Source organism: Arenimonas donghaensis DSM 18148 = HO3-R19, from assembly GCF_000743535.1.
In the GTDB taxonomy this organism is placed as follows: Bacteria; Pseudomonadota; Gammaproteobacteria; order Xanthomonadales; family Xanthomonadaceae; genus Arenimonas; species Arenimonas donghaensis.
This window is the reverse complement of record NZ_AVCJ01000023.1, coordinates 16260-38444: the sequence shown is the minus strand read 5'-3', so window position 1 is coordinate 38444 and position 22185 is coordinate 16260. Positions and strand designations below refer to the sequence as shown.

The window sequence follows — 22185 nt, the reverse complement described above, 5'->3', positions numbered from 1 at the left end:
CGCGTCCGCGCCGCGTCAGTGGGCCGGGGACACCGCCACCCGGTCGCCGCCGGCGCGCTTGGCCTGGTACATCGCCTGGTCGGCACGCTGGAGCACGGCTTCCAGGGGCTCCTGGTCGTCGGCCTGGGCGACGCCGATCGACACCGGCACCGGCACTTCCTCGCCCCGGTAAAGCATGTGGGCCTGGTTGACGGCGTCACGCAAGCGCTCGGCCACGACCTGGGCACCGGCGACATCGGTGCTGGGCAGCAGGGCCACGAATTCGTCGCCCCCCAACCGGCCCAGGACATCCTCGCCGCGCAGCACCAGCCGCGCCCGCGACGCCAGGTGCTTGAGCACCCCGTCGCCGGCGGCGTGGCCGAGGCTGTCGTTGACCGCCTTGAACTGGTCCATGTCCATCAGCAGCACCGCCAGCGGTCGGCCATGCCGGCGCGCCTCCGACACGAGGCGCTCGCCCTGTTCCACCAGGCCGCTCCGGGCCAGCACGCCGGTCAGGGGATCCACCGTGGCCAGCCTGCGCAAGGATTCGTAGGCCCGTTCGGTGTGCATCAGGATGAAACCCAGGCTCAGGAACATCACCCCGACGCAGGCATACGTGAAAACCACGATGTCGCTCGGACCGGCGTCGAGCAGACTGCCTTCGGGCCGCGGGAAGCGCAGGTGCTCGATGAAGCGCCAGGCCGCCACCATGAGCCCCAGGCCGGCGAACGCCCCGGTCAGGCGCGCCGCGGTGAAGCCGCCGCGCCGGTAGGCCGCCTGCATGGCCAGGGCGATCGCGCCCAGCAGGGCGCCGGCCGCGGCCGAATTGATCAACACCCGGGCGCTGTAATCAGGGCGGTACTGGGAGAACCACACCAGCCCGGCGACGGCGGCCAGCACGATCCCCCATAGCTGCAGGCGTCGTTCGGGCAGCTCCTGGAAACCCCGCACCGCGCGCGCCATTTCGGCGAAACCCAACAGCAGTAACCCATTGCCCAGGGCGATGGAGATCGCGTCCGGGACATGGCCACGGGCCGCCAGCAGGGCCCAGGCAATGGGCTGCAGCAGCAGGCCAACGGTCCAGATGCGCAGGTGGCGCCGGCGTTCGGAAGGGAACGCCTGGCCGGCCTGGGCGAGCAGCAGCACGGTCAGGGCGCTGAGCAGCACGCCGACCTTCATCACCGAGAGCACGTCCAGCGTCATGGTTTGCCTGTTTGCGAGCCGTCGGCCCAGGCGCCAGATTAGCGCCAAGGTGGCCGGCGTGGGTGTGATTGACATCAAGTTAACCTGGCATGGCAGACTCTGCGCCCAGAAGGGGAGTAGCTCCCGCTGTCGAGATCGTCATCACGGGCCCGGACCTTGTCCAAAGCCCCGGTCCGGCAGGCAGGCCCAGGCCTGCGAGCGAGACCTTCGCCCGCCCACGGTGAACGTCGTTCCGTCCCGGAACGAGACGCCCTGGTCCGGACGACAGGCCACGCACCGGAGAATTTTTCTTGGAAACCATCGGCACCCCGCTCATGTGGACCGTGTTCGCGGTCCTGGTCCTGGCCGCGCTCGCGGTCGACCTGCTGGTCCTGCGCCAGAACGGCCCGCACAAGGTCAGCACCCGCGAAGCGGTGATCTGGTCGGTGGCCTGGATCGCCCTGGCGATGGTCTTCAACATCGGGCTCTGGTGGTACCTGCAGGGACAGCTGCCCGCCGAGGACGCCGAACGCATCGCACTCGAGTTCCTGACCGGCTACCTGGTCGAGAAGGCGCTGGCGGTCGACAACATCTTCGTTTTCCTGATGCTGTTCACCTACTTCGCGGTGCCGCCGCAGTCGCAGCAACGCGTGCTGATCTTCGGCGTGCTCGGTGCGATCGTGCTGCGCGGCATCCTGATCTTCATCGGGGCGGCGCTGATTGCGAAGTTCCACTGGATCCTCTACGTCTTCGGCGTGTTCCTGCTGGCGACCGGCGCGAAGATGCTCTGGGCGGCGGGCCAGGAGCCGGACATGGACAAGAACCCGGTGTTGCGCTGGCTGACCGGCCGTTTCCCGATGGTGCGGCGCTACCACGGCGAGGCGCTGTGGCTGGGCCAGGGCAAGCGTCGCAAGTACACGCCGCTGTTCATCGTGCTGGTGATGATCGCGGTCACCGACGTCATCTTCGCCGTCGACTCGATCCCGGCGATCTTCGCCATCACGACCGACCCGTTCATCGTGCTGACCTCGAACGTGTTCGCGGTGCTGGGCCTGCGCGCGCTGTACTTCCTGCTGGCGGGCGCGGCCGAGAAGTTCCACCTGCTGGCCTATGGCCTGGCGATGGTGCTGATCTTCATCGGTGCCAAGATGCTGCTGGTGGACATCTACAAGATCCCCGTGGCGATATCGCTGGGCGTGGTGGCCGCCGTCATCGCTACTTCGATGGTGATGAGCCTGTGGATCAAGCCGCGGCCGCCCAAGGTCGTGCTGCCCGGCGATTGACCGGGGCTTGCGCCCGCGCCGCCCGGCCCCCACCTGCTGAAGATGGATACCCAACGCCAGCACCACGCCGATGCCGTGCGCCAGCATTTCCGCCGCGCGCTGCTGGCATCGATGGCGTTCGTGGCGCTCATCGGCGCGATCTTCTTCGCCACGCCCCTGCTGGGCGGGCTGCGCGGGTTCGCCCTGGTACCGCTGGAGGCCAGCGGCCTGGTGGGCATCCTCACCGCACCGCTGCTGCATGGCTCGGCCGGGCACTGGCTGGCCAACGCCAGCGCGCTGCTGGTGTTGGGCACCCTGGTCGGCACGGTCTATCCGCGGGCGGCCCTGCGTGCACTGCCGGTGCTTTGGCTGGGCTCGGGGCTGGTCACCTGGCTGATCGGGCGGCCGTCCTTCCACATCGGCGCCAGCGGCCTCGCCCACGGCCTGATGTTCCTGCTGCTGTTCCTGGGCTTGTTCAGGCGCGACAAGGCCGCCATCGCGGCAGCGCTGATCGCCTTCTTCCTCTACGGCGGCATGGTGCTGACCATCCTGCCGCGCGAGCCGGGTGTGTCCTGGGAATACCACCTCGGTGGCGCCCTGGCCGGCATCGTCGCGGCCTGGCGCTGGCGGCGCCTGGACCCGGAACCGCCGCGCAAGCGCTATAGCTGGGAGATCGAGGAAGAACAGGCGCGGGCCCAGGCCGAGGCGGAATCGACGCAGTTCGAGCCTCCCCGTCCCGACGACGTGCCGGTGCTGTGGGAGCGGCCGCCGCCGCCCCCGGCGGGCGTGGTGCTGCCTTTCCGGCCCCGGCGACCAGGTGAGGACGGCCCGGACTGAGGACGGCAACTTGCGCCCCCGGCAACGGGATGGAACCCTTGGCCTGCCTGGCGCCGGTCGCCGCAGGGGGCAGCACCGCCATTGCAATGGTCCTTTGACATCCGCTCCGGCCTGCTGGTCGGTGCCCTGCTCACCGTACTGATCGGCCTCCTGCTGGCCGTCGTGGCCCGCGCCATGTCCCCGGCCTTCCGCCCGGCGATGAACTGGTGGGTCGCCGCCACCTTGCTGCAGCCCACCGGCCTGGTGTTGCTCAGCCAGCGCGACCAGCTGCCGGCCTGGGTGACGATCGTGCTGGCCAATGCCTTCGTGGCCGGCGCCTTCGCCGCGTATGCCGTGGCGCTGCGGCGCTTCCACCGGCTGCGGGTGCCGGTGCTCGGCTTGGGCGCGGCGCTGGCGCTGGCGCTGGCGGCATCGGTCTGGTTCGGCCTGGTCGTTGACGACCTCACCTGGCGCCTGATCACGATCTCGGCCGTGCTGGCCGGGATGCTCGGCTACAGCGCATGGACCATCTACCGGGGTCCCGAATCACGCGGCCTGGTCCGCCATGTCGCCGGCGGCGCCTTCGTCGCGGCGACGGCGATCATGGCCTACCGGGCCATGGCGCTGCTGTGGGACCCCGGCCTGATCACCGGCATATTCCAGCTCAACCACGTGCAGCTGCTGAGCTATGGCGTCGGCAGCGTGCTGCCGGTGGTGGCGACGGTCGGCTTCCTGCTGCTGTGCACCGATCGCAGCCAGCGCGAGCTCGCACGGGCGGCGCGCGTGGACTACCTCACCGATGTCTACAACCGACGCGCCATCGAGGAACTGGGCACGCGCGCCATCGCCGGCGCCCGGCGCCACGGGGTGTCGCTGGCGGTGCAGGTGGTGGACATCGACCACTTCAAGCGCATCAACGACGAGCTGGGCCACGCCGCTGGCGACCTGGCCCTGGTGCAGGCGGTCGCGCGCATTCGCGAGTGCCTGCGCGCCGAGGACGTGATGGGCCGGCTAGGTGGCGAGGAATTCATCGTGCTGATGCCCGACACCGACGGCGCCAGCGCGGTGGCTGCCGCCGAGCGTATCCGCCAGGCCTTCTCGGACCGGCCGCTGGACCTTCAGGGCGAACGGCGCAAAGTGACCCTGTCGATCGGCGTGGCGGTGCTGGCCCCGGCAGACCGGCTGTTCTCGCAGCTGCTCCTGCGCGGTGACCGGGCCATGTACGCCGCCAAGCACGCCGGCCGCGACCTGGTGATGGCCGACGCGATGAGCGGCTGGGACACGACCGCCGCCGATTGACGCCGGCTTCATTCCCAGCCAACCGGGCTGGTGGTAGCTTCCAGAGCTTGTTCCCGGGAGTGACCCATGAAGCAGCTGCTGGTACCGATCGCCCTGACCCTGCTGGTGGCCTGTGGCCGCGAACCGGCCCCTGGTGCGCCCGCTGCGCCGGCCGAAGCCGCCACGCGCGTCGACGACGGCGCCCGCCGCATCCATGCCGATGTCGCCTTCCTGGCCGACGACCTGCTCGAGGGCCGCGCCGCCGGCACCCGCGGTTACGACCTGGCGGCGCTTTACGTGGCCAACCGCTATCGCGCCATCGGCCTGGCGCCTGCCGGCGACGACGGCGACTACCTGCAGGCGGTGCCGCTGCTCGAAGCGCGGCGCGAACGCCAGGGCGCCAGCTTCAGCCTGAGCCGCGACGACGGGCGCATCGACTTTGCCTTCCAGGACGACTTCCTGCCCGGCGTGAACTACAACGCCACCAGCCACGCGGTGACCGCGCCGCTGGTGTTCGTCGGCCAGGCGGTGCACGCCCCGGAGCTCGACCACGACGACTTCGCCGGTGTCGACGTGCGCGGCAAGATCGCCGTGTATTTCTCCGGCGCGCCGGCGGATTTCCCCAACACCCAGCGTGCCTTCCACGCGTCGGGCCGGCAGAAGATGGTGGCCCTGGCCGAGCGCGGCGCGGTCGGCGTCATCCAGATCGGCAATCCGGTGGACGAAGCCAAATACCCCTGGGCGCGGATGGCCCGCAACTGGGAGATGGCCGGCATGCGCCTGCTCGACGCCGACGGCCAGCCGATCGACGCCTTCCCGGAGATCCGCGCCTCCGCAAGCCTGGGCGTGCACGCCGCGCGCCGCCTGTTCGAGGGTGCGCCGATGGACGCCGAGGAGGTGTTCGCGCGCCGCGAGGCCGGCACCCTGGAAGCCTTCGACCTGCCCGGCCAGGCCAGCCTGGCGGGCCGGACCACCCTGGAACGGGTGACCAGCCACAACGTCGTGGGCAAGCTGGCCGGCAGCGACCCGTCGCTGGCGTCCGAACACATCGTCTACACCGCCCATCTCGACCACGTGGGCCGCGGCGCCGAAGTGGACGGCGACGGCATCTACAACGGTGCCTTCGACAATGCCCTGGGCACGGCAGTGATGCTCGAGGCCGCCACCGAACTGGTCGCCGGGCCGGCGCCGAAGCGGTCGCTGGTGTTCGTGGCGCTGACCGCCGAAGAACGCGGGCTGCTGGGGGCCGAACACTTCGCCAACCAGCCTTCGGTCGAAGGCGAACTGGTGGCGAACATCAACATGGACATGCCGGTCTTCCTGGCCGACGTCACCGACGTGGTGCCGATCGGCATCGAACACAGCAGCCTGGAGGCCGACGTGCAGGCCGCCGCCGATGCGCTGGACATCGGCCTGACGCCCGACCCCAAGCCGGAGGAAGTGGTGTTCGTGCGTTCGGACCAGTACGCCTTCGTGCGCAAGGGCATCCCGGCCGTGTACCTGGACGCGGGCATCAAGGCGCGTTCGCCGGACGTGGACGCGCTGGCGCTGTACGAGGACTTCCTGACCGGCCACTACCACCAGCCCAGCGACGACACCTCGCTGCCCATCCACTATCCGAGCGCCGCCCGGCTGGCAATGCTCAACGCCGCCATCGGGCGCCGGGTGGGTGATGCCGCCGAGCGTCCGCGCTGGAAGGACGGCGACTTCTTCGGTCGCACCTTCGCCGGGCAGTAAGCGCTAGCCCAGGTGGTCCAGCGGCAGGCCGCGCGCCTGCTTCACCGTGCGCAGCACGAAGCTGGAATTGATGTCGGCGACGCCGCTGGCATTGAGCAGGTGGTCGAGCAGGAAGCGCGAGAAATGCGCCAGGTCCTGCACGACCACCTGCAGCAGATAGTCCATTTCGCCGGTCAGGGCGTGGCAGGCAACGACTTCGTCCCAGCGGTTCACGCGCTCGGTGAAGACCTGCACGGCCTCGGCGTCGTGGCGTGCCAGCTGCACGCGCACGAAGGCCTGCAGGCCCAGCCCGACGCTTTCGGGGTCGATGCGGGCGGCGTAGCCGGCCAGCACGCCGGCCTGTTCCAGCCGCTGCACCCGGCGCAGGCAGGCGGACGGCGACAGCTTCACGCGCTCGGCCAGGTCGGCATTGCTCAGGCGACCGTCGCCCTGCAATTCGGCCAGGATGGCCAGGTCGGTGCGATCGAACTTGATCTGGTCCATTTAATTCTGCCCAGGGAGCCAACGGCGCAACAATGTTGCGCCGTCCGGGCCTTGCTGTGCAACTACGCAAGCCGATTGCGGCCACCCGGCGCTAGACTGGTGCAAAGCGTATGGAGGTTGCCATGGACACGCCGCGCCGCGTCGAACACCAGCTCACCGACAAGGGCTACGTGCCCGTCTACACCACGGCCGTGGTCGAGCAGCCCTGGGGTGAATACACCGCGTCCGACCACGAGGTCTGGGCGACGCTGTTCAAGCGCCAGCGCGAGATCCTGCCCGGCCGCGCCAGCAGCGAATTCCTCGCCCAGCAGGAAGCCATGGGCATGGCGTCGGACCAGATCCCGAAGTTCGACGACCTCAATCCCGTGCTGCGCAAGGCCACTGGCTGGGAGCTGATCGGCGTCGAAGGCCTGCTGCCGGAGCTGACCTTCTTCGAACACCTGGCCAACCGGCGTTTCCCGGTGACCTGGTGGATCCGCAAACCCGACCAGCTCGACTACCTGAGCGAGCCCGACCTGTTCCACGACCTGTTCGGCCACGTGCCGCTGCTGATGAACCCGGTCTTCGCCGACTACATGGCCGCCTACGGCCGCGGCGGGGTCAAGGCCCACGGCATCGGCCAGGACGCGCTGGTGAACCTGACGCGGCTGTACTGGTACACGGTGGAATTCGGCCTGATCCGGGAAAAGCAGGGCCTGCGAATCTACGGCAGCGGCATCGTCAGCTCCAAGGGCGAGTCGATCCACTGCCTGGAATCGAAGGCGCCCAACCGCATCGGCTTCGACCTCGAACGCATCATGCGCACGCGCTACCGCATCGACACCTTCCAGAAGACCTACTTCGTCATCGACAGCTACGAGCAGCTGATGGAAGCGACGGGCCCGGACTTCAGCCCGATCTACGAGAAGCTCGCCGCCTTGCCGAGCTTCCCGGCCGGCAGCGTCCAGGACGGGGATCAGGTGTTCAACCGCGGCACCGGCGAGGGCTGGCTGGACGACGGCGACGTCTGAGGCCTGGCCGGCGCTGGCCGGCCATACTTGCGCCCCAGCCACGCGCCGGCGACGAGGGCCCCGGCCAGCGGCGTGAACCAGGCCAGGTTCTGCAGCAGCTGCGGGTCCACGCCAGGCAGCAGGCCACGCAGGCCGATCGAGAAGAAGGCGATGTGCGTGGCCACGCCGTTGCCGATCATGGCGCCGTAGTGCTCCTTGAGCCACCACTTGGGGTCGGTGGCCGAACGCCGCCAGCCCATCCAGGCGCCGATGCCGCCCAGGACGCCGACGCTCCCGAACACCTGCAGCAGCAAGGCGCCGACCTGCGTGCCCAGCGCGATGATCGCCAGGCCGCAGCCGGCCGTCAGCGCCACCACGAACCAGTACATCGGCCCGTAGAAGGCCGCGCGGTCGCGACGATCGCGGATGGCGCGCCAGGCGAACCAGGTGGCGTTGCCCACCAGCACCAGCAGGTAGGTCAGGAACAGCGCGCCAATCGACTGTCCGCGCGCGACCATCTGCAGCACCAGGGGAATGCCGGTGAAGATGATCACCGTCATCGCCAGCAGGTAAACCTGGCCGACGCGGCGGTGCAGGGGCGAGCCCTTCCTCACCAAACCGGCGGTCCAGAAGGTCACCAGCGCCAGCGTGCCGGCGGCGACATGCACGATGACGGGAAGCGTGGCGAGGTCCATGGGGTTCTCCTTTTGCGTGCCGCCAGTCTCGATGCCGGGCCACCTCAACTCAGGTGCCGCCGGTCACCGGATCCGGGTGCCGGAAGTCACTTTGTTCGCCCCGGGTCTTGAGCCCCCGTCCCTGGCGGCCCAAGCTGGCGCCATGCGTGAACACCTGAAACAGCTCCTCACCCCGCTCAACCTGGCCGGCTACATCACCTGGGCGGCGATCGGCTGGGAGCTGGTCTACGGTGGCTCCGGCGTGCCCGACTGGATGTCCAGCGCGCCGCCGGACTGGCTGCTGGGCGCGCTCCACCTGGCCTGGTTCGGGCTGTTCCTGGCCGTGGTTGGGTCGCAGGACCACGAATCGCCGCGCCTGCGCGTCCTGATCGTCGCCCAGTACCTGCTGGTGTTCGCGCTGATGGCGATGGCGCGCAACAGCTCGCTGCCCATCCTGCTGATCCTTTGCGCGGTGCAGGTGGCACACGCGTGGGCGCCGCGCGGCGCCGCCATTGTCATCGTGCTTGCGAACATCGGCCTGTACGCGGTCTACGACGGTCTCTGGGGCACGCGTTCGGCCTTGCCCGCGACGCTGATGGTCGGCTGTTTCCAAGTGTTCGCCGCCAGCGCTGCTTGGTTCGGCTTGAGCGCCGAGCGCGCGCGCGATGCGCTGGCCGTGGCCAACGCCGACCTGCTCGCGACCCGATCGCTGCTGGCCGAAACCGCGCGCGACGGCGAGCGCCTGCGACTGTCCCGCGAGCTTCACGACGTCGCCGGCCACAAACTGACGGCGCTGAAATTGAACATGGCGGCGCTGGCGCGCGATCCCCGCCTGGCCGGCGACGCCCAGGTCCAGCTTTGCTCGCGCCTGGCCGACGAACTGCTGACCGACATCCGCGACGTGGTGCAGCAGATGCGCCATTCCGACGGCATGGACCTGGGCCCGGCACTCGAATCCCTGGCCACGCCGTTCCCGCGACCACGCATGCACCTGCAGATAGACGGCGACGCCCGCGTCGGGTCGGTGGCGCAGGCCGAGGCCCTGCTGCGCGCCGTGCAGGAAGGCCTGACCAACAGCGCCCGGCATTCGCAAGCCAACAACCTGTGGGTGGTGCTGCGGCGCGAAGCCGACGGCCTGCACCTGGACATCCGCGACGACGGCCGCGGCCGCGGCAGGCTCGAACCGGGCAACGGCCTGCGTGGCATGCGCGAACGCCTGGTGGCCGTGGGCGGGGGGCTCGAACTGGGCCGCACCGACACCGGCGGCGTGCACCTGCAAGCCTGGCTGCCGGTGTCGGCATGACGGCAAGGCCGATCAAGGTTGCGCTGGCCGACGACCAGGCCCTGGTCCGCAGCGGGCTGACCGCCCTGCTCGCCGGTTTCGCCGAGCTCGAACTCGTAGCCGAGGCGCAGGACGGCGAGGCCTTGCTCGCGGCGGTCGCCGAAACGCCCGCCGACGTCATCCTGTCGGACATCCGCATGCCGGGCCTGGACGGTTTTGGCCTGGTGCGTGCGCTGCGGGAGCGCGGCGACGCCACCCCGGTAGTGCTGCTGACCACCTTCGACGAGGACAGCCTGGCCCTGGCCGCGGCCGAGGCCGGCGCCCAGGGTTTCCTGCTCAAGGATGCCTCGCCCGAGGACCTGTTCGAGGCGATCACCCGGGTCGCGCGCGGCGAAACCCTGCTGGCGCCGGTATCCACCGATCCGGTGCGGGCCCGCTATGCGTACCGCGACCAGTCCGAACCCACCGACACCTTCAACGAGCGCGAGGTGTCGATCCTGCGCCTGATTGCCGGCGGTTATTCGAACCGTGAAATCGCCAAGGCCGTGTTCCTGTCCGAAGGCACGGTGAAGAACTACGTTTCCGAGATCCTGGACAAGCTGGGCACGCGCGACCGCACCCGCGCGGTGCTCAAGGCCATCACCCTGCGCATCATCTGAAAGCTCAGGCCAGCCACGCCACCGCCGCCACCGCAGCCACCATGGCCACCAGGCCGGCCGCCACCCGCAGGCCATAACCCAGGCCCCCGCTGGCGAAGGCCACGCCGGACTTCGCCAGCGAGCTGGCCGCCAGCAGCAGCACGATCGCCCAGCGCGCCTGTTCGGTGTCGAAACTGCCGGCGGCCGACAGCCTCGCCACCGAGACCGCCGCCGCGTGGACCTCGGCCAGGGCCGCCACGGTGGCGCCGGCCATCGCGCCGCGCGGTCCCAGCCAGGCATTGAGCGCAGCCGAAACAAAAAGCACGCCGGTGATGACCACGGCGAACACCAGCGCATGCCGGAACCGGAACATGCGCGACTGCGCGGTCGGCGGTGGCTCCCCCTGGCCGTCCGCGCGCAGGCCGAGCAGGCCGCCGGCCAGCAGCACGGCGCCACCGGCGAGCAATTCCCAGGCCACCTGCGGCAACAGCGCCGGCGACACCGCCAGCAGGATCGGCACGAACAGGCTCAGCGAGGCCAGGTTGGCCAGCATCGCCGCGCCCACCGCCGGCGACCGCAGGCCGGGGGTTTCGCGCACGCGCTGGCCGAATCCCGCCACCGCCGCGGTGGACGAAACATAGCCGGCGAAAAATCCCGCCACCGCCAGCCCCCAGCGGTTGCCGACCAGGCGCAGGGCGACGTGGCCCAGGGCGCTGATCGCCATCACCAGCACCACCAGGCGCCACAGCATCGCCGGGTTGAAGACCTCGAACGGTCCCATGCTGCGGTCCGGGACCAGCGGCAGCACCACCAGGGCGGATGCGAGCAGCACCAGTCCATCGCGGACCTCGGCTTCGCTCACGCGTTCGCGCGCCAGGCGGTGCAGCGGCGCCTTCAGGTAGACAAGCGCGGCCACCACCACGCCCAGGCCGCCGGCCAGCGCCGGCAGGCCCACGGCGAGGCCACCGAGCAGGGTCGTCAGCACCAGGGTGATTTCGCCGGTCAGCCCCGGGTCTTCGGCGTGGCTGAGCCGGTAGCTCATCGCCGCGAACAGGCCCGCCAGCGCCACCACCACCACGAACACCGCCAGGCCCAGCCACAGCGACACCGCGCCGCACAGCGCCGCCAGGGCGTGCGTGCGCAGTCCGGCCGACGTGGTCCGGTCCGGATGCCGGCGCTCGCGCACGGCGCCGACCAGCAGGCCCACGCCCAGGGCGGTGCCCAGGGGCAGCAGGGGCAAGGCGTCGAAGGTGGTCCCGGTCATGCCCGATTGTGCCTGCAAGCCGGCCCGCGCTTGCAAGCCCGGCGCGGGCGCGGACAATGCCCGGGTCCGTCGCCGCCCCGCTGGAGCCCCATGAAACATATTTCCCTGACCCGCTACCTGATCCAGGAGCAGCATGCCGGCCGCATCAACGCCGACCTGCGCCTGCTGATCGAAGTGGTGGCCCGCGCCTGCAAGACCATCTCGATCGCCATCGGCAAGGGTGCGCTGGGCGGTGTCCTGGGTGATGCCGGCACGGGCAACATCCAGGGCGAGGCGCAGAAGAAGCTGGACGTGCTCAGCAACGACATCCTGCTCGAGGCCAATGCCTGGGGCGGCCACCTGGCCGGCCTGGCGTCGGAGGAAATGGACCACAGCCAGCCGATCCCCGACGCCTTCCAGCGCGGCAACTACCTGCTGCTGTTCGATCCGCTCGACGGCAGCTCCAACATCGACGTGAACATCTCGGTCGGCACCATCTTCTCGGTGCTGCGCTGTCCGGACGATGTCACCGCCCCGGGCGACGAACACTTCCTGCAGCCGGGCAACACCCAGGTCTGCGCCGGCTACACGACCTACGGGCCCAGCACCATGCTGGTGCTGACCGTGGGCCACGGCACCCACGTGTTCACGCTCGACCGCGAGATCGGCAGCTTCATCATGACCCGGCGCGACGTGCAGGTGCCGGCGGAAACGAAGGAGTTCGCGGTCAACATGTCCAACCAGCGCTTCTGGGAGGCACCGATGCAGCGCTACGTGGGAGACCTTCTCAAGGGCAAGGAAGGTCCGCGCGGCAAGGACTTCAACATGCGCTGGGTCGCCTCGATGGTCGCCGACGTGCACCGCATCATCACCCGCGGCGGCATCTTCAGTTACCCGCTCGACAGCAAGTGCCGCGACAAGGGCGGCAAGCTGCGGCTCATGTACGAGGCCAACCCGATGGCCTTCATCATCGAACAGGCCGGCGGCGCCGCCAGCACCGGCCGGCAACGCATGATGGACGTCCAGCCGACCGGCCTGCACCAGCGCGTGCCGGTCTTCCTGGGTTCACGCGACGAAGTGGCGCAGGCGGTTCGCTACCACCTCGAAGACGACGCGGGGGCCTGAACGGACATGGACGACTTCATCGAGGTTTACCCGGACGCCGTGCCCGCGGCGACCTGCGCGCGGATCATCGAGCAGTTCGAAGCCAGCGGCCAGGACCAGCCCGGCCTGGTCGGCGGTGGCCTGTTCCCCGACCTCAAGAACAGCCGCGACATCAGCATCACCGGCAAGCAGGAGTGGCGCGAGACCGAGGTGGTTTTCGTGCAGGCGATCATGAACGGCCTGGCCCGCTACCTGCGCCGCTATCCCTACACCCTGATCGCGCCGCTGATGGTCCAGCACGGCGCCAACCCCGATGAAGTGCGGCGATTGTCGGCGGAGGATTTCGCCACGCTGCCCGACGTCGCCCTGGGCGAGATCATCCGTTCGATCTTCCGTCCCGGACGCATCAACCTGCAGCGCTACCGCGCCGGCGAAGGTGGTTATCCGTACTGGCACTGCGAGCTCTACCCGCGCGACCCGCAGTGCGAAACCCTGCACCGGCACCTGCTGTGGACGGTTTACCTCAACGACGACTTCCAGGCCGGCGAGACGGAGTTCTTCCACCAGCAGCGCAAGGTGCCGCCGCGCACCGGCAGCCTGCTGATCGCACCGGCCGCCTTCACCCACACCCATCGCGGCAACCGGCCCGCCGGCGGGGACAAGTACATCGCCACCAGCTGGGTGTTGTTCAACCGCGCCGAGCAGATCTTCGGCAAGCCGCCGGGCTGAACTGGCTACAATCGGTCCAGGCCTGAAGGAATCCCCATGCAGCTTGCCGATTGGATTTCCGACTTCAAACCGCTGCTGATCACGCTCTGGACGCTCTACGTCCTGGTCCTGGCAGGCTGGATCGTGATGCAAAAGCGCGAGCCGATCGCCACCCTCACCTGGGTGCTGTCGCTGGCGGCGCTGCCGGTGGTTGGCCTGCTGATCTACCACTTCCTCGGCCCGCAGCGCATCGTGCGCCAGCGCCGCCGGCGCAGCATGTCGCGGCGCAGCCTTGAACCAAGCCTTCCCAGCGACCTGGTCACCAGCGACGACTGCGCCACGGTGTCGCGGCTGGCCCAGGCGATCACCCACTTCGCACCCAGCAGCGCCACCGACGTAAAGCTGCTGATCGGCGGCGAGGCCACGTTCGATGCCCTGCACGAGGCCATCGCCGGGGCCAGGCACCACCTGCACCTGGAGTACTACATCTTCGAGGAAGGCCACACCGGTACCCGCCTGCGCGACGCGTTGGTGGCGAAGGCGCGCGAAGGCGTGCGGGTGCGGCTGCTGCTCGACGCCTTTGGCTCGGTGAAGCTCGGCGCGGCCTTCCTGGCCCCGCTCCGCGAGGCCGGGGCCGAGGTCTGCTGGTTCCACCCGGTGCGCCTGCGCTGGCTTTGGCGCCCGCGGATGAACCTGCGCAACCACCGCAAGATCGTCATCGTCGATGGCTGCATCGCCTTCACCGGCGGCATCAACGTCACCGACGACGAGAACGAAGCCGTCAATCCCAAGGCCTTCCACGACCTGCACCTGCGGCTGGAGGGCTCGATCGTGCGTTGGCTGCAGCTGGCGTTCCTCGAGGACTGGCACTACGGCACCGGCACCGCGCTGCGCGACGACCGGCTCTGGCCCGAGCCGCGGGAAGGCAAGATGCTCGTCCACGCGCTGCCCTCGGGACCCGATTCGGTGTGGGAGTCGATCCACCGGGTCAAGGTCGAGGCGATCCACCAGGCCGACCGCCGCATCTGGATGGTGACCCCCTACTTCGTCCCGGGCGAGGCGGCACGCATGGCGCTCACCTCGGCGGCGATGCGCGGGCTGGACGTGCGCATCATCGTGCCGGCCAAGAGCGACTCGATCCTGGTCAGCGCCGCCGCGCGATCCTATTACGACGAACTGCTGGCTTCGGGCATCCGGGTCTTCGAATACCAGCCCCGCATGATCCACACCAAGGCGCTGCTGGTGGACGACGACACCTGCGTGATCGGCAGCGCCAATTTCGACCACCGCAGCTTCCGCCTGAACTTCGAGCTGAGCCTGTTGCTGCACGACCGTGACCTGGCGTCGGAACTCGAGGCCGAAATCGAATCGACCTTGTCACACTGTCGCGAAATCAGGGCCGACGACCCGCCGCTGCCCTTCCCGCGACGCCTGGCCGACAACGCCACCCGGCTGCTTTCTCCCCTGCTCTGAACGCTCCGGCTGGACTCGCGGCCAGCTTGGGCTACACTTCCGGCAAAGTGCGAGGTGACCCATGCATTGGCTCTATCTACTCGGTTCGCTGGCCTGCCTGGGCCTGGCCATGATGCGTTCGATGCCCACGTTCGGCGTGCTGGTGCTGCTGGCCGGCTCGCTGGCACTGTTGGTGATGTTCCTCCTGGGCTGGCTCAATGCACGCATCTCCAGCAGTTCCCGCGACGCCAGCCACATCATGACCGCCGAAGAACTGCGCATGCTCAGGGAGCAGGCGGAAGCCCGCAAGGCGGCACGTAGCGAAGACTCCACCCACCGTTCCTGAACCGAGGTACTGACATGAATCTTCTAATTTTCCTGATCATCGGCGCGCTCGCCGGCTGGCTTGCCGGCCTGGTGATGAAGGGCCGCGGTTTCGGCGTCCTCATCAACATGGTCGTGGGCGTGCTGGGCGCATTCTTCGGCGGCTGGCTGCTGCCCAAGCTGGGCGTCAGCTTCGGCGGCGACATCGGCGTCTTCATCACCGCTTTCATCGGTGCGGTGCTGCTGCTGGCGATCATCGGCCTGATCAAGAAAGCCTGATCCGCCGGCGCCGGCATCAGCCGGCAGGGCTACCCGCGTCGGTCGCGACCTTGTTGCGGCCGGCGCGTTTTGCTTCATAGAGGGCCGCATCGGCACGGCGCAGCAAGCCATCGGGCTCGGATTGCACGTCCGGGACCATGCCGGCGACGCCGATGCTGACCGTCATCCCGGCGTCGCTCGCGGCGATGGCAGCGCGGATGACCTCGGCCCGGCGGCTTGCTTCCTGCACGTGCACGCCCGGCAGCAACAGCGCGAATTCCTCACCACCGTAGCGTGACAGCAGTTCGCGCTGCGGGTCGTGCTGCTGCGCCAGCCGCTGGGCGATGCCGCGCAGCTGCACGTCGCCTTCGAGATGGCCATGGGCGTCGTTGTAGGCCTTGAAGTGATCCACGTCGATCATCAGCACGCTCAGCGGCCGGCGCTGGTCGAGGCAGCGGAACCATTCACGACGCAGGCCGTTTTCCAGCGCCCGGCGGTTGGCCACGCCGGTGAGCGCATCCTCAGTGGCCAGTTCGGCCAGCTTGCGGTTGGCGTCTTCGAGTTCATGGGTGCGCTCGGCGATACGGGCTTCGAGTCGACGGTTGGCCTGCATGAAACGCTCGGTGCGCAGGCGCACCAGCCACATCGCCACGGCCAGCCCGGCGCCGAGCAGGGCCAGGCCGAGCAGAGCCTGCACCCACCAGGTTTCATACCAGTAGGGCAGGACACGGAACCGATACGTCATGCCCGCGGGCTGCCGGCCGGTGCCGGTGCGTGCCTGCACTTCGAGCGCATAGTCGCCAGCGGGCAGGGCACGGATGAACAGGTCGCGGTCGGCCCATTCACTCCACTCGGGGGTGACGCCGTGGAGCAGGTAGCGGAATTCCGCGCCGCTTTCCATGCTGACCATGGCGAAACGAAGCGTGAGGCTGTAGCCCGGCGGCAGTCGCACCGGCTCGGTGCTGTCGGTGCGGGTGGGCATGACCCGGGTTTCGCCGGCTTCGTTCCGGGCCAGCACCGACTCCATGCCCAGCTGCAGCGGCGCGGTGTCGGGCATGGATTCTTCGGGGTTGAACTGCAGCAGGCCGGTCCAGGTCGCGATGCGCAGCACGCCGTCCTGGCCGTAGCGCACGTAGGAATACCCCGCCAGGCCGCGGCCGCCGGGATACAGGGGCCGCCATTCGTCCTGGCCCGGGGGGCGATGCCAAAGTTCGCGCGTGGTGTAGGCATAGTCGCCCAGGGGCGTCTGTTCGACCGACAGTTCATGCGGCCTGTCGACCAGCGTCGCCGGGGGCGCCTTGTCGGCCACGAAGCGCTGGCCGTCGAACCGGAAACTGGCGTCGCCGCTGGCGGCGTGGATCGCGTCATCGAAGCGGTAGACACTGGTGCCGAACTGCGGATTGACCGGCAAACCCTGGCTGTCGTCGTAGGTCTGGCGCGAACTGACTTCACCGCTTTGCGGGTCGATGCTCCAGCGCTGCAAGGGTCCGCGGGTATCGCCAAACCAGAGCTCGCCGGCACGCTCGCCTTCTTCGACGCCGTAGACGCTGATGCCGTCCAGGGAGACCAGGGGGCCGGCCTGCCACTTGCCCTGGCGCCGGTGCAGCAGCAGCAGGTCGGGGCCCGCCAGTCCGTAGGCCAGTGATTCGTCGTGACGCGAAGGCATCAGCGCGAACACGCCGTGGTGCGGATGTTCGTAGAGCCGTCGCGGCTCCTGCGACCCCGGTTCGACCACCAGCAAGCCTTCTCGCACGCCCACCAGCAAGTCGCCCTTGGCCGAAAGCAGGGCATAGGCCTCGTAGTTGGTCCAGGGCAGGCGTTCGGCCAGCGGCGGACCGGCTTCGGTGGGTCGCAGGCGCTGCACGCCCTGGCTGGTGGCAAGCCAGAGCGCACCGTCATGCCATTCGAAATCGTTGGGGTTGCCGGCGATGCCCTGGCTGGCGCCCAGGTGCGACCAGGGCGAGGGCAGCTTCAGGCGGCGAAGCTCGCTCTCGGTGGCGACCCAGAGGCCACCTTCGCGGTCGACGTCGAGCGCGAGCACGCCGTAGTTGCCCAGGTCCAGTTTCTGGCGGACCCGCAGCTGCTCGTCGAACCGCAGCAGCTGACCCTCGAGCGTGCCGACGACCACCGATCCATCCGCCAGTCCGCGGACGGCGTAGCTGCGCATGCCCGACAGCATTTCGCTGGCGGCGCCGTCGAGCTTTCTGATGCCGTTGTCGTCGGCGAGCATCAGCCCGTCGTGGCTGACCAGCAGCAGTCCGTCTTCACGTTCGACGACGCCGGCCAACGCCACGTCCGCCAGGGCTTCCCCGCCTGGCACCAGGACAAACTCGCCGTCCTCAAACCGGACCAGGCCCTGGCCCTGGATGCGTGCCAGCAGTCCGCCTTTTGCCTGGAAGAAACTTCGTGTCGCCTCGGGCAGCGGCCAGCTGCTGGCCTTGCCGCCGTCGGCAGGGAGCAGGATGAGTCGATTCTCGCTTCGGAAGTAAACGCCTCCTGGGGCGACCATCACCTGGTACACGAAGCCCAGGTGGCGCTGGTCGCCGACCAGGCCGGCGGCATCGAGCAATTCTTCGTAGGCCAGGCCGCCTTCGCCGTCGGGGGCGAGCCGGCCGAACGTGTCGTAACCACCGACGTACACCAGGCCATCGTTGCCGGTGGCGATGGAGTGCGCTGCCGAACGCGCTGGCAGGGCGGTCAGTCGCCAGTCGATGCCATTAAAGCGCAGCACGCCGTCGTGGTTGCCGGCGAAGAGTTGGCCATCGGGCGTCGTGGCCAGCGTGAGGTGGCCGGGCTTGGCCCGTGTCTGTTCGGAGCCATAGCTGTTCGACAGCGGCGTGCCCGGCACCGTTTCAGCCGGCGACGACGCCGGACAGGCGAGCAGGGTCAGCACGATCAGCAGCGGCAGCAGCGGGCGCATGGGGCGATTATGGCCGAAACACCGCCCGGGAAAGCGCGTTGAGGTGGGGTTCGCCGGCTTTCCGGGCCGGTGGCCTCAGGGTAGGCTTGCGGCCATGGCCACCCTCAGTGTCAACGTCAACAAGATTGCCGTGCTGCGCAATTCCCGCGGCGGCGACGAGCCCCGGGTCACGGCCGCGGCCGAGGCCGCCCTGCGGGCCGGCGCCGGCGGCATCACCGTGCATCCGCGCCCGGACCAGCGCCACATCCGGCCGCAGGACGTCAGGGACCTGGCGGCCCTGGTCGCGGGCCGGGCCGAGTTCAACATCGAAGGCAATCCGTTCGCGCCGGCACGCGGGGATTACCCGGGCCTGCTGGCGCTGGTGCGGGAGACGCGGCCGCAGCAGGTGACGCTGGTGCCGGACGGCGACGGCCAGATCACGTCCGACCATGGTTTCGACCTGGACCGGGACGCCGGGCGCCTGGCGCCCCTGGTGGCGGCGCTGAAGGCGACCGGGACCCGGGTGTCGCTGTTCATGGATGCCGGGGCGCCAGGCATCGCCCGGGCCGCGGAATTAGGGGCCGACCGTATCGAGCTCTACACCGGGCCTTACGCCCAGGCCCACGCGGCCGGCGATTCGGCCGCTGCGGTTGCGCTGTGCCGAGAGACGGCCACCGAAGCCCAGGCCGCCGGCCTGGGCGTCAATGCGGGCCACGACCTGAGCCAGGCCAACCTGGCGGATTTCCTGCGCGGCGTGCCCGGCGTACTGGAGGTTTCCATCGGCCACGCCCTGGTCGGCGAGGCCCTCTACGCGGGCCTAGAGCCGACCGTCCGCGCCTACCTCGCGATCATCGCCAGCGCCCGCTGAGCCGGGCTCAATCCAACCTGATGTTGCTCACGCCGGCGCGTTCGGCGGCGGCCAGGGCCGTGGTGGCCGACTGGTAGTCGGCCTCCGGGTGGACGCTGACCTCGAGCACGAAGCCGGGCTGCTCACGCAGTTGGCGTTCCAGCAGTCCCTGGAGTTGGGACGGTGCCACGGAAGTCCCCGCCAGGCGGAACAGGTCACCGGGTGCGACCTCCAGGGTCAGCCTGGGAACTGGCTTGCTGGTGATCGGGGAGTGGCCGGGAAGGGTCAGCGCCATGCGGTTGTCGAGCAGCGGCGCAGTGACCATGAAAATGACCAGCAGTACCAGCATCACGTCCACCAGCGGCGTGATGTTGATGTCAGCCATGGTGCCCTGATCGGAACGATTGGCGACGAAGGCCATGGTGTTCTCCCCGGGTGGACTGACTTACTGGATACGCTCGGCCGGTCGGCTGCGCAATCCCGGGGCGGGCGCCGGGTGGGGAAACATTCAGGCAAAAAAAACGCCGCCCGAAGGCGGCGTTGCTGCAGGGTGCGGGAAGCGCGGCGACGGTCAGGCGCCGGGTTCCACGAATGCAATCTTTGCCATCCCGGCGTTCTTGGTGCGCGAAAGCACCTTGGCCAGGGTTTCGTACTGGGCGTCCATGTCGGTCTGGATCTCGACGGTGGGCTGACGGGTGACGTCTTCACCGGCGCGCTCGGCCTCGACCTCAAGGGCCGCCTGGAGCGTGGACAGCGGGATCGGCGTGTTGTTCCAGGTCACCGTGCCACCCGCCTCGATGCGCAGGCGGATCGGCTCAGGCGGATCCTTCGGCGGCGGCGGCGGGTTCGACGTACGCTGCGGCAGGTCGACCTGGATCTGGTAGGACAGCGCCGGGGCCGTCACCATGAAGATGATCAGCAGCACCAGCATCACGTCCACCAGGGGCGTGACGTTGATGTCGGCCATCGGGCCAGCGCCGGAACTCGAGGTAAAAGCCATGATCGGTTGCCCTCAGCGCTCGGGGGTGGAAACAAAGCCCACCTTGCGGATACCCGCACGGCGAACGTTGGTGACCACTTCGTGGATGACGGAATAGCGGGTGATGTTGTCCGACCGGATGTCGACCTGCGGCTGCGGGGTCCGCTGGGCCAGCACGGCGAGACGGGCATCAAGAAGATCCCGGGTAACCGCCTCGTCGTTCCAGTAGACCTGGCCGTCCGCCGTCACCGCGAGGGTGATCGGCGGCTGGTCGATTTCCGGCTTCTCTTCCAGGGTGGCCTGGGGCAACTCCACCTTCACTTTGTGGGACATCAGCGGGGCCGTGATCATGAAGATGATCAGCAGCACCAGCATCACGTCCACCAGGGGCGTGACGTTGATGTCGGCCATCGGGCCGCCACCGCCGGAGTTGGAAGAAAAGGCCATGCCTGCGACTCCTGGTTATTCGTTCGACTTAGCGCTTGGCCGGGACTTCGCCGACGCGCGAGCCCGTGGCGAAGAAGTCGTGCAGGTCATGCGCGAAGGTGTCGAACTTGGCGTAGGTGTTGCGATTGGCGCGGTTGAAGGCGTTGTACGCCAGCACCGCCGGGATCGCGACGAACAGACCGATGGCGGTCATGATCAGCGCCTCGCCGACCGGGCCCGCGACCGCGTCGATGGACGCCTGGCCGGTGGCACCGATGCGGATCAGGGCGCCGTAGATGCCCCAGACCGTACCGAGCAGACCCACGAACGGCGCGGTGGCGCCGACGGTGGCCAGCCAGGTCATGCCGTTTTCGAGCTTGGCGCTCTCGCGGGTGACGGCCTGGCGCAGGGCGCGGTCGATGAACTCCGAGCGGTTCAGGGCGTCGACCAGGCGGCTGCCTTCATGGCGCTGGTGGTGGGCGGCGGCCTGGGCGCAGTCGAGGGCGATCTTGGAGAACGGCTCGTTGGCCGGCTGCTCTTCCATGAAGCGGATCGCGTCCTGCGCGTTCGGGTTCTCCCAGAACGCACGCACGACGGTGTCGGCGCGCTTGGAGATGACCGCGTTCTTGATGGCGTTGACGATGGTGTACCACCACGAGCCAAACGACATCACGACCAGCATGATGAGGACGACCCACTGGACGAAGAACTCGGCCGGATCGCGGAACAGCTCCGCCATCATGTGACCGAAGCCCATCTTCGACAGGGCGGAGGCGTTGTCGGCGGCGCCGCCAGCGGCGGTTGCGACCGTGAGGAGGATTTCCTGCAGCATAAGGAGTGCCTTTCTTTAAGTGGTTTGACCGTTTACGAAGGTATTGCTGGCGTTACCGCGGTGGCGTGAACTTGACCGGGACGAGAACTGCGCCGCCGACCTTCTGGCCGTTGCGCATACCCGGGTTGAACTTCCAGCGACGCGCGGCATCCATGGCCGAGCGGTCGAGGTTGCGATTGCGGCTGGAGCGCTCGATGGCGACATCAAGCACGTTGCCGGCGGCGTCGATGGTGACGCGCAGGACGACGGTGCCACCGACGCCGTCACGCGCTTCCTTGGCCGGATAACGCGGCTGGTAGAGCGAACGGCCCGAGATGTCCTCGGACGGGGCGTAATCGGCGGGCGGAGCCGGCGGCGCAGGCGGGGCCGGCGGCGGGGCTTCGATATCGATCGGGCTCGGGTCGTCGAACACCACCGGCGGCTCTTCCGGCGGCGGCGGAACCGGCGTCGGCTTGGGCTGCTGGATGATCTTCTGGACCACCTTGGGCGGCTCCGGCGGCGGCGGCGGCGGCGGCGGGGGCGGCGGCGGCGGCTCGATGAAGGACACGGCGGTCACTTCTTCCGCGGCCTTGGAGACCCCGGGCGGGTTGACCGGCGCCATCAACAGCATGAACGCGATCGCATGCAGCGCGATGGCGAAGGCATTGCCGCCAATACGAGCCCAGCTGAAAGGCTGGGGCGGGGTGCTGTACTTGTAGTTCTGGTCCGTCATGCGTTCGGCGGCTCGAGCTCTTCGTTCGGTCGGCGTGATGCCGTGGCCCGCCGGGTGTTTGGCGGGAACTTGTTAGCTTAT

At 68.9% G+C, this 22185-nt stretch carries 23 protein-coding genes; 13 read left to right on the top strand and 10 right to left on the bottom strand.

What is annotated here, in order from left to right:
- Positions 1 to 15 precede the first annotated feature (15 nt).
- The gene (locus tag N788_RS13980) at positions 16 to 1182 is read right to left on the bottom strand and encodes a GGDEF domain-containing protein (RefSeq protein ID WP_051924529.1); all 1167 of its coding nucleotides are present in this window, start codon (positions 1180 to 1182) and stop codon (positions 16 to 18) included.
- A gap of 290 nt (positions 1183 to 1472) precedes the next feature.
- Between N788_RS13980 and N788_RS09275 the strand changes: the two genes are divergently transcribed.
- From N788_RS09275 to N788_RS09260, 4 genes are all read left to right on the top strand, one after another.
- The gene (locus N788_RS09275) at positions 1473 to 2444 is read left to right on the top strand and encodes a TerC family protein (RefSeq protein WP_034224130.1); all 972 of its coding nucleotides are present in this window, start codon (positions 1473 to 1475) and stop codon (positions 2442 to 2444) included.
- Between the two features lie 42 nt (positions 2445 to 2486).
- Positions 2487 to 3260, top strand: coding sequence for a rhomboid family intramembrane serine protease (locus tag N788_RS09270; protein WP_051924528.1), 774 nt, complete (start codon positions 2487 to 2489; stop codon positions 3258 to 3260).
- Positions 3261 to 3341: 81 nt separating this feature from the next.
- Positions 3342 to 4538, top strand: coding sequence for a GGDEF domain-containing protein (locus N788_RS13975; RefSeq protein ID WP_051924527.1), 1197 nt, complete (start codon positions 3342 to 3344; stop codon positions 4536 to 4538).
- A 66-nt stretch (positions 4539 to 4604) separates the two neighbouring features.
- Positions 4605 to 6254 carry a M28 family metallopeptidase gene (locus N788_RS09260; protein ID WP_051924526.1) on the top strand — a complete coding sequence of 550 codons (1650 nt, stop codon included), beginning with the start codon at positions 4605 to 4607 and terminating at the stop codon, positions 6252 to 6254.
- Between the two features lie 3 nt (positions 6255 to 6257).
- Here N788_RS09260 and N788_RS09255 read toward each other — a convergent pair whose 3' ends face one another.
- Complete coding sequence (locus N788_RS09255; RefSeq protein ID WP_034224127.1) at positions 6258 to 6737, bottom strand: Lrp/AsnC family transcriptional regulator; 480 nt, start codon at positions 6735 to 6737, stop codon at positions 6258 to 6260.
- 122 nt (positions 6738 to 6859) lie between these two features.
- Here N788_RS09255 and phhA point away from each other — a divergent pair, with 122 nt between their 5' ends.
- Positions 6860 to 7747 (top strand): phenylalanine 4-monooxygenase, encoded by an 888-nt coding sequence (gene phhA, locus N788_RS09250; RefSeq protein ID WP_034224476.1) that lies wholly within the window; start codon positions 6860 to 6862, stop codon positions 7745 to 7747.
- Here phhA and N788_RS09245 read toward each other — a convergent pair.
- Entirely contained in the window at positions 7693 to 8421 is a 729-nt protein-coding gene (locus N788_RS09245; RefSeq protein ID WP_034224125.1) for a hypothetical protein, read from the bottom strand. The genes phhA and N788_RS09245 overlap by 55 nt on opposite strands.
- A 142-nt stretch (positions 8422 to 8563) precedes the next feature.
- Between N788_RS09245 and N788_RS09240 the strand changes: the two genes are divergently transcribed.
- Together N788_RS09240 and N788_RS09235 are read left to right on the top strand one after the other, a co-directional pair.
- A complete protein-coding gene (locus tag N788_RS09240; RefSeq protein ID WP_034224123.1) occupies positions 8564 to 9703 on the top strand; it encodes a sensor histidine kinase in 1140 nt (379 codons plus the stop codon).
- Complete coding sequence (locus N788_RS09235) at positions 9700 to 10341, top strand: response regulator (protein WP_034224120.1); 642 nt, start codon at positions 9700 to 9702, stop codon at positions 10339 to 10341. Before N788_RS09240 ends, N788_RS09235 begins: the two co-directional genes overlap by 4 nt.
- A 4-nt stretch (positions 10342 to 10345) precedes the next feature.
- Here the strand turns inward: N788_RS09235 and N788_RS09230 are convergent, their stop codons facing one another.
- Positions 10346 to 11584 (bottom strand): MgtC/SapB family protein, encoded by a 1239-nt coding sequence (locus tag N788_RS09230; protein WP_051924525.1) that lies wholly within the window; start codon positions 11582 to 11584, stop codon positions 10346 to 10348.
- A 90-nt stretch (positions 11585 to 11674) separates the two neighbouring features.
- Between N788_RS09230 and N788_RS09225 the strand changes: the two genes are divergently transcribed.
- The 5 genes from N788_RS09225 to N788_RS09205 all read left to right on the top strand — a co-directional run bounded on the left by N788_RS09225 (position 11675) and on the right by N788_RS09205 (position 15430).
- Positions 11675 to 12688, top strand: coding sequence for a class 1 fructose-bisphosphatase (locus N788_RS09225; protein WP_034224118.1), 1014 nt, complete (start codon positions 11675 to 11677; stop codon positions 12686 to 12688).
- A gap of 6 nt (positions 12689 to 12694) precedes the next feature.
- Positions 12695 to 13396: a 2OG-Fe(II) oxygenase gene (locus N788_RS09220; protein ID WP_034224116.1), complete on the top strand. Its 702-nt coding sequence runs from the start codon at positions 12695 to 12697 to the stop codon at positions 13394 to 13396.
- 36 nt (positions 13397 to 13432) lie between these two features.
- Positions 13433 to 14848 carry a cardiolipin synthase gene (gene cls / locus N788_RS09215; protein WP_034224113.1) on the top strand — a complete coding sequence of 472 codons (1416 nt, stop codon included), beginning with the start codon at positions 13433 to 13435 and terminating at the stop codon, positions 14846 to 14848.
- A gap of 61 nt (positions 14849 to 14909) precedes the next feature.
- Positions 14910 to 15173 (top strand): hypothetical protein, encoded by a 264-nt coding sequence (locus tag N788_RS09210; RefSeq protein WP_034224110.1) that lies wholly within the window; start codon positions 14910 to 14912, stop codon positions 15171 to 15173.
- Between the two features lie 14 nt (positions 15174 to 15187).
- Complete coding sequence (locus tag N788_RS09205) at positions 15188 to 15430, top strand: GlsB/YeaQ/YmgE family stress response membrane protein (RefSeq protein WP_034224108.1); 243 nt, start codon at positions 15188 to 15190, stop codon at positions 15428 to 15430.
- A 16-nt stretch (positions 15431 to 15446) separates the two neighbouring features.
- On the opposite strand, the gene N788_RS09200 is transcribed toward N788_RS09205, so the two are convergent.
- Positions 15447 to 18329, bottom strand: a complete 2883-nt coding sequence (locus N788_RS09200; protein WP_034224106.1) for a ligand-binding sensor domain-containing diguanylate cyclase — start codon at positions 18327 to 18329, stop codon at positions 15447 to 15449.
- Positions 18330 to 18423: 94 nt separating this feature from the next.
- Here N788_RS09200 and N788_RS09195 point away from each other — a divergent pair, with 94 nt between their 5' ends.
- Positions 18424 to 19176, top strand: a complete 753-nt coding sequence (locus tag N788_RS09195) for a pyridoxine 5'-phosphate synthase (RefSeq protein WP_034224104.1) — start codon at positions 18424 to 18426, stop codon at positions 19174 to 19176.
- A gap of 7 nt (positions 19177 to 19183) precedes the next feature.
- Here the strand turns inward: N788_RS09195 and N788_RS09190 are convergent, their stop codons facing one another.
- From N788_RS09190 to N788_RS09170, 5 genes are all read right to left on the bottom strand, one after another.
- Positions 19184 to 19576, bottom strand: a complete 393-nt coding sequence (locus tag N788_RS09190; protein WP_034224101.1) for an ExbD/TolR family protein — start codon at positions 19574 to 19576, stop codon at positions 19184 to 19186.
- 150 nt (positions 19577 to 19726) lie between these two features.
- The gene (locus N788_RS09185; RefSeq protein ID WP_034224098.1) at positions 19727 to 20155 is read right to left on the bottom strand and encodes an ExbD/TolR family protein; all 429 of its coding nucleotides are present in this window, start codon (positions 20153 to 20155) and stop codon (positions 19727 to 19729) included.
- Between the two features lie 12 nt (positions 20156 to 20167).
- Positions 20168 to 20581 carry an ExbD/TolR family protein gene (locus tag N788_RS09180; RefSeq protein ID WP_034224096.1) on the bottom strand — a complete coding sequence of 138 codons (414 nt, stop codon included), beginning with the start codon at positions 20579 to 20581 and terminating at the stop codon, positions 20168 to 20170.
- A 28-nt stretch (positions 20582 to 20609) separates the two neighbouring features.
- Complete coding sequence (locus N788_RS09175; protein WP_034224094.1) at positions 20610 to 21392, bottom strand: MotA/TolQ/ExbB proton channel family protein; 783 nt, start codon at positions 21390 to 21392, stop codon at positions 20610 to 20612.
- Between the two features lie 52 nt (positions 21393 to 21444).
- Positions 21445 to 22104, bottom strand: a complete 660-nt coding sequence (locus tag N788_RS09170) for an energy transducer TonB (protein ID WP_034224091.1) — start codon at positions 22102 to 22104, stop codon at positions 21445 to 21447.
- Positions 22105 to 22185: the final 81 nt, after the last annotated feature.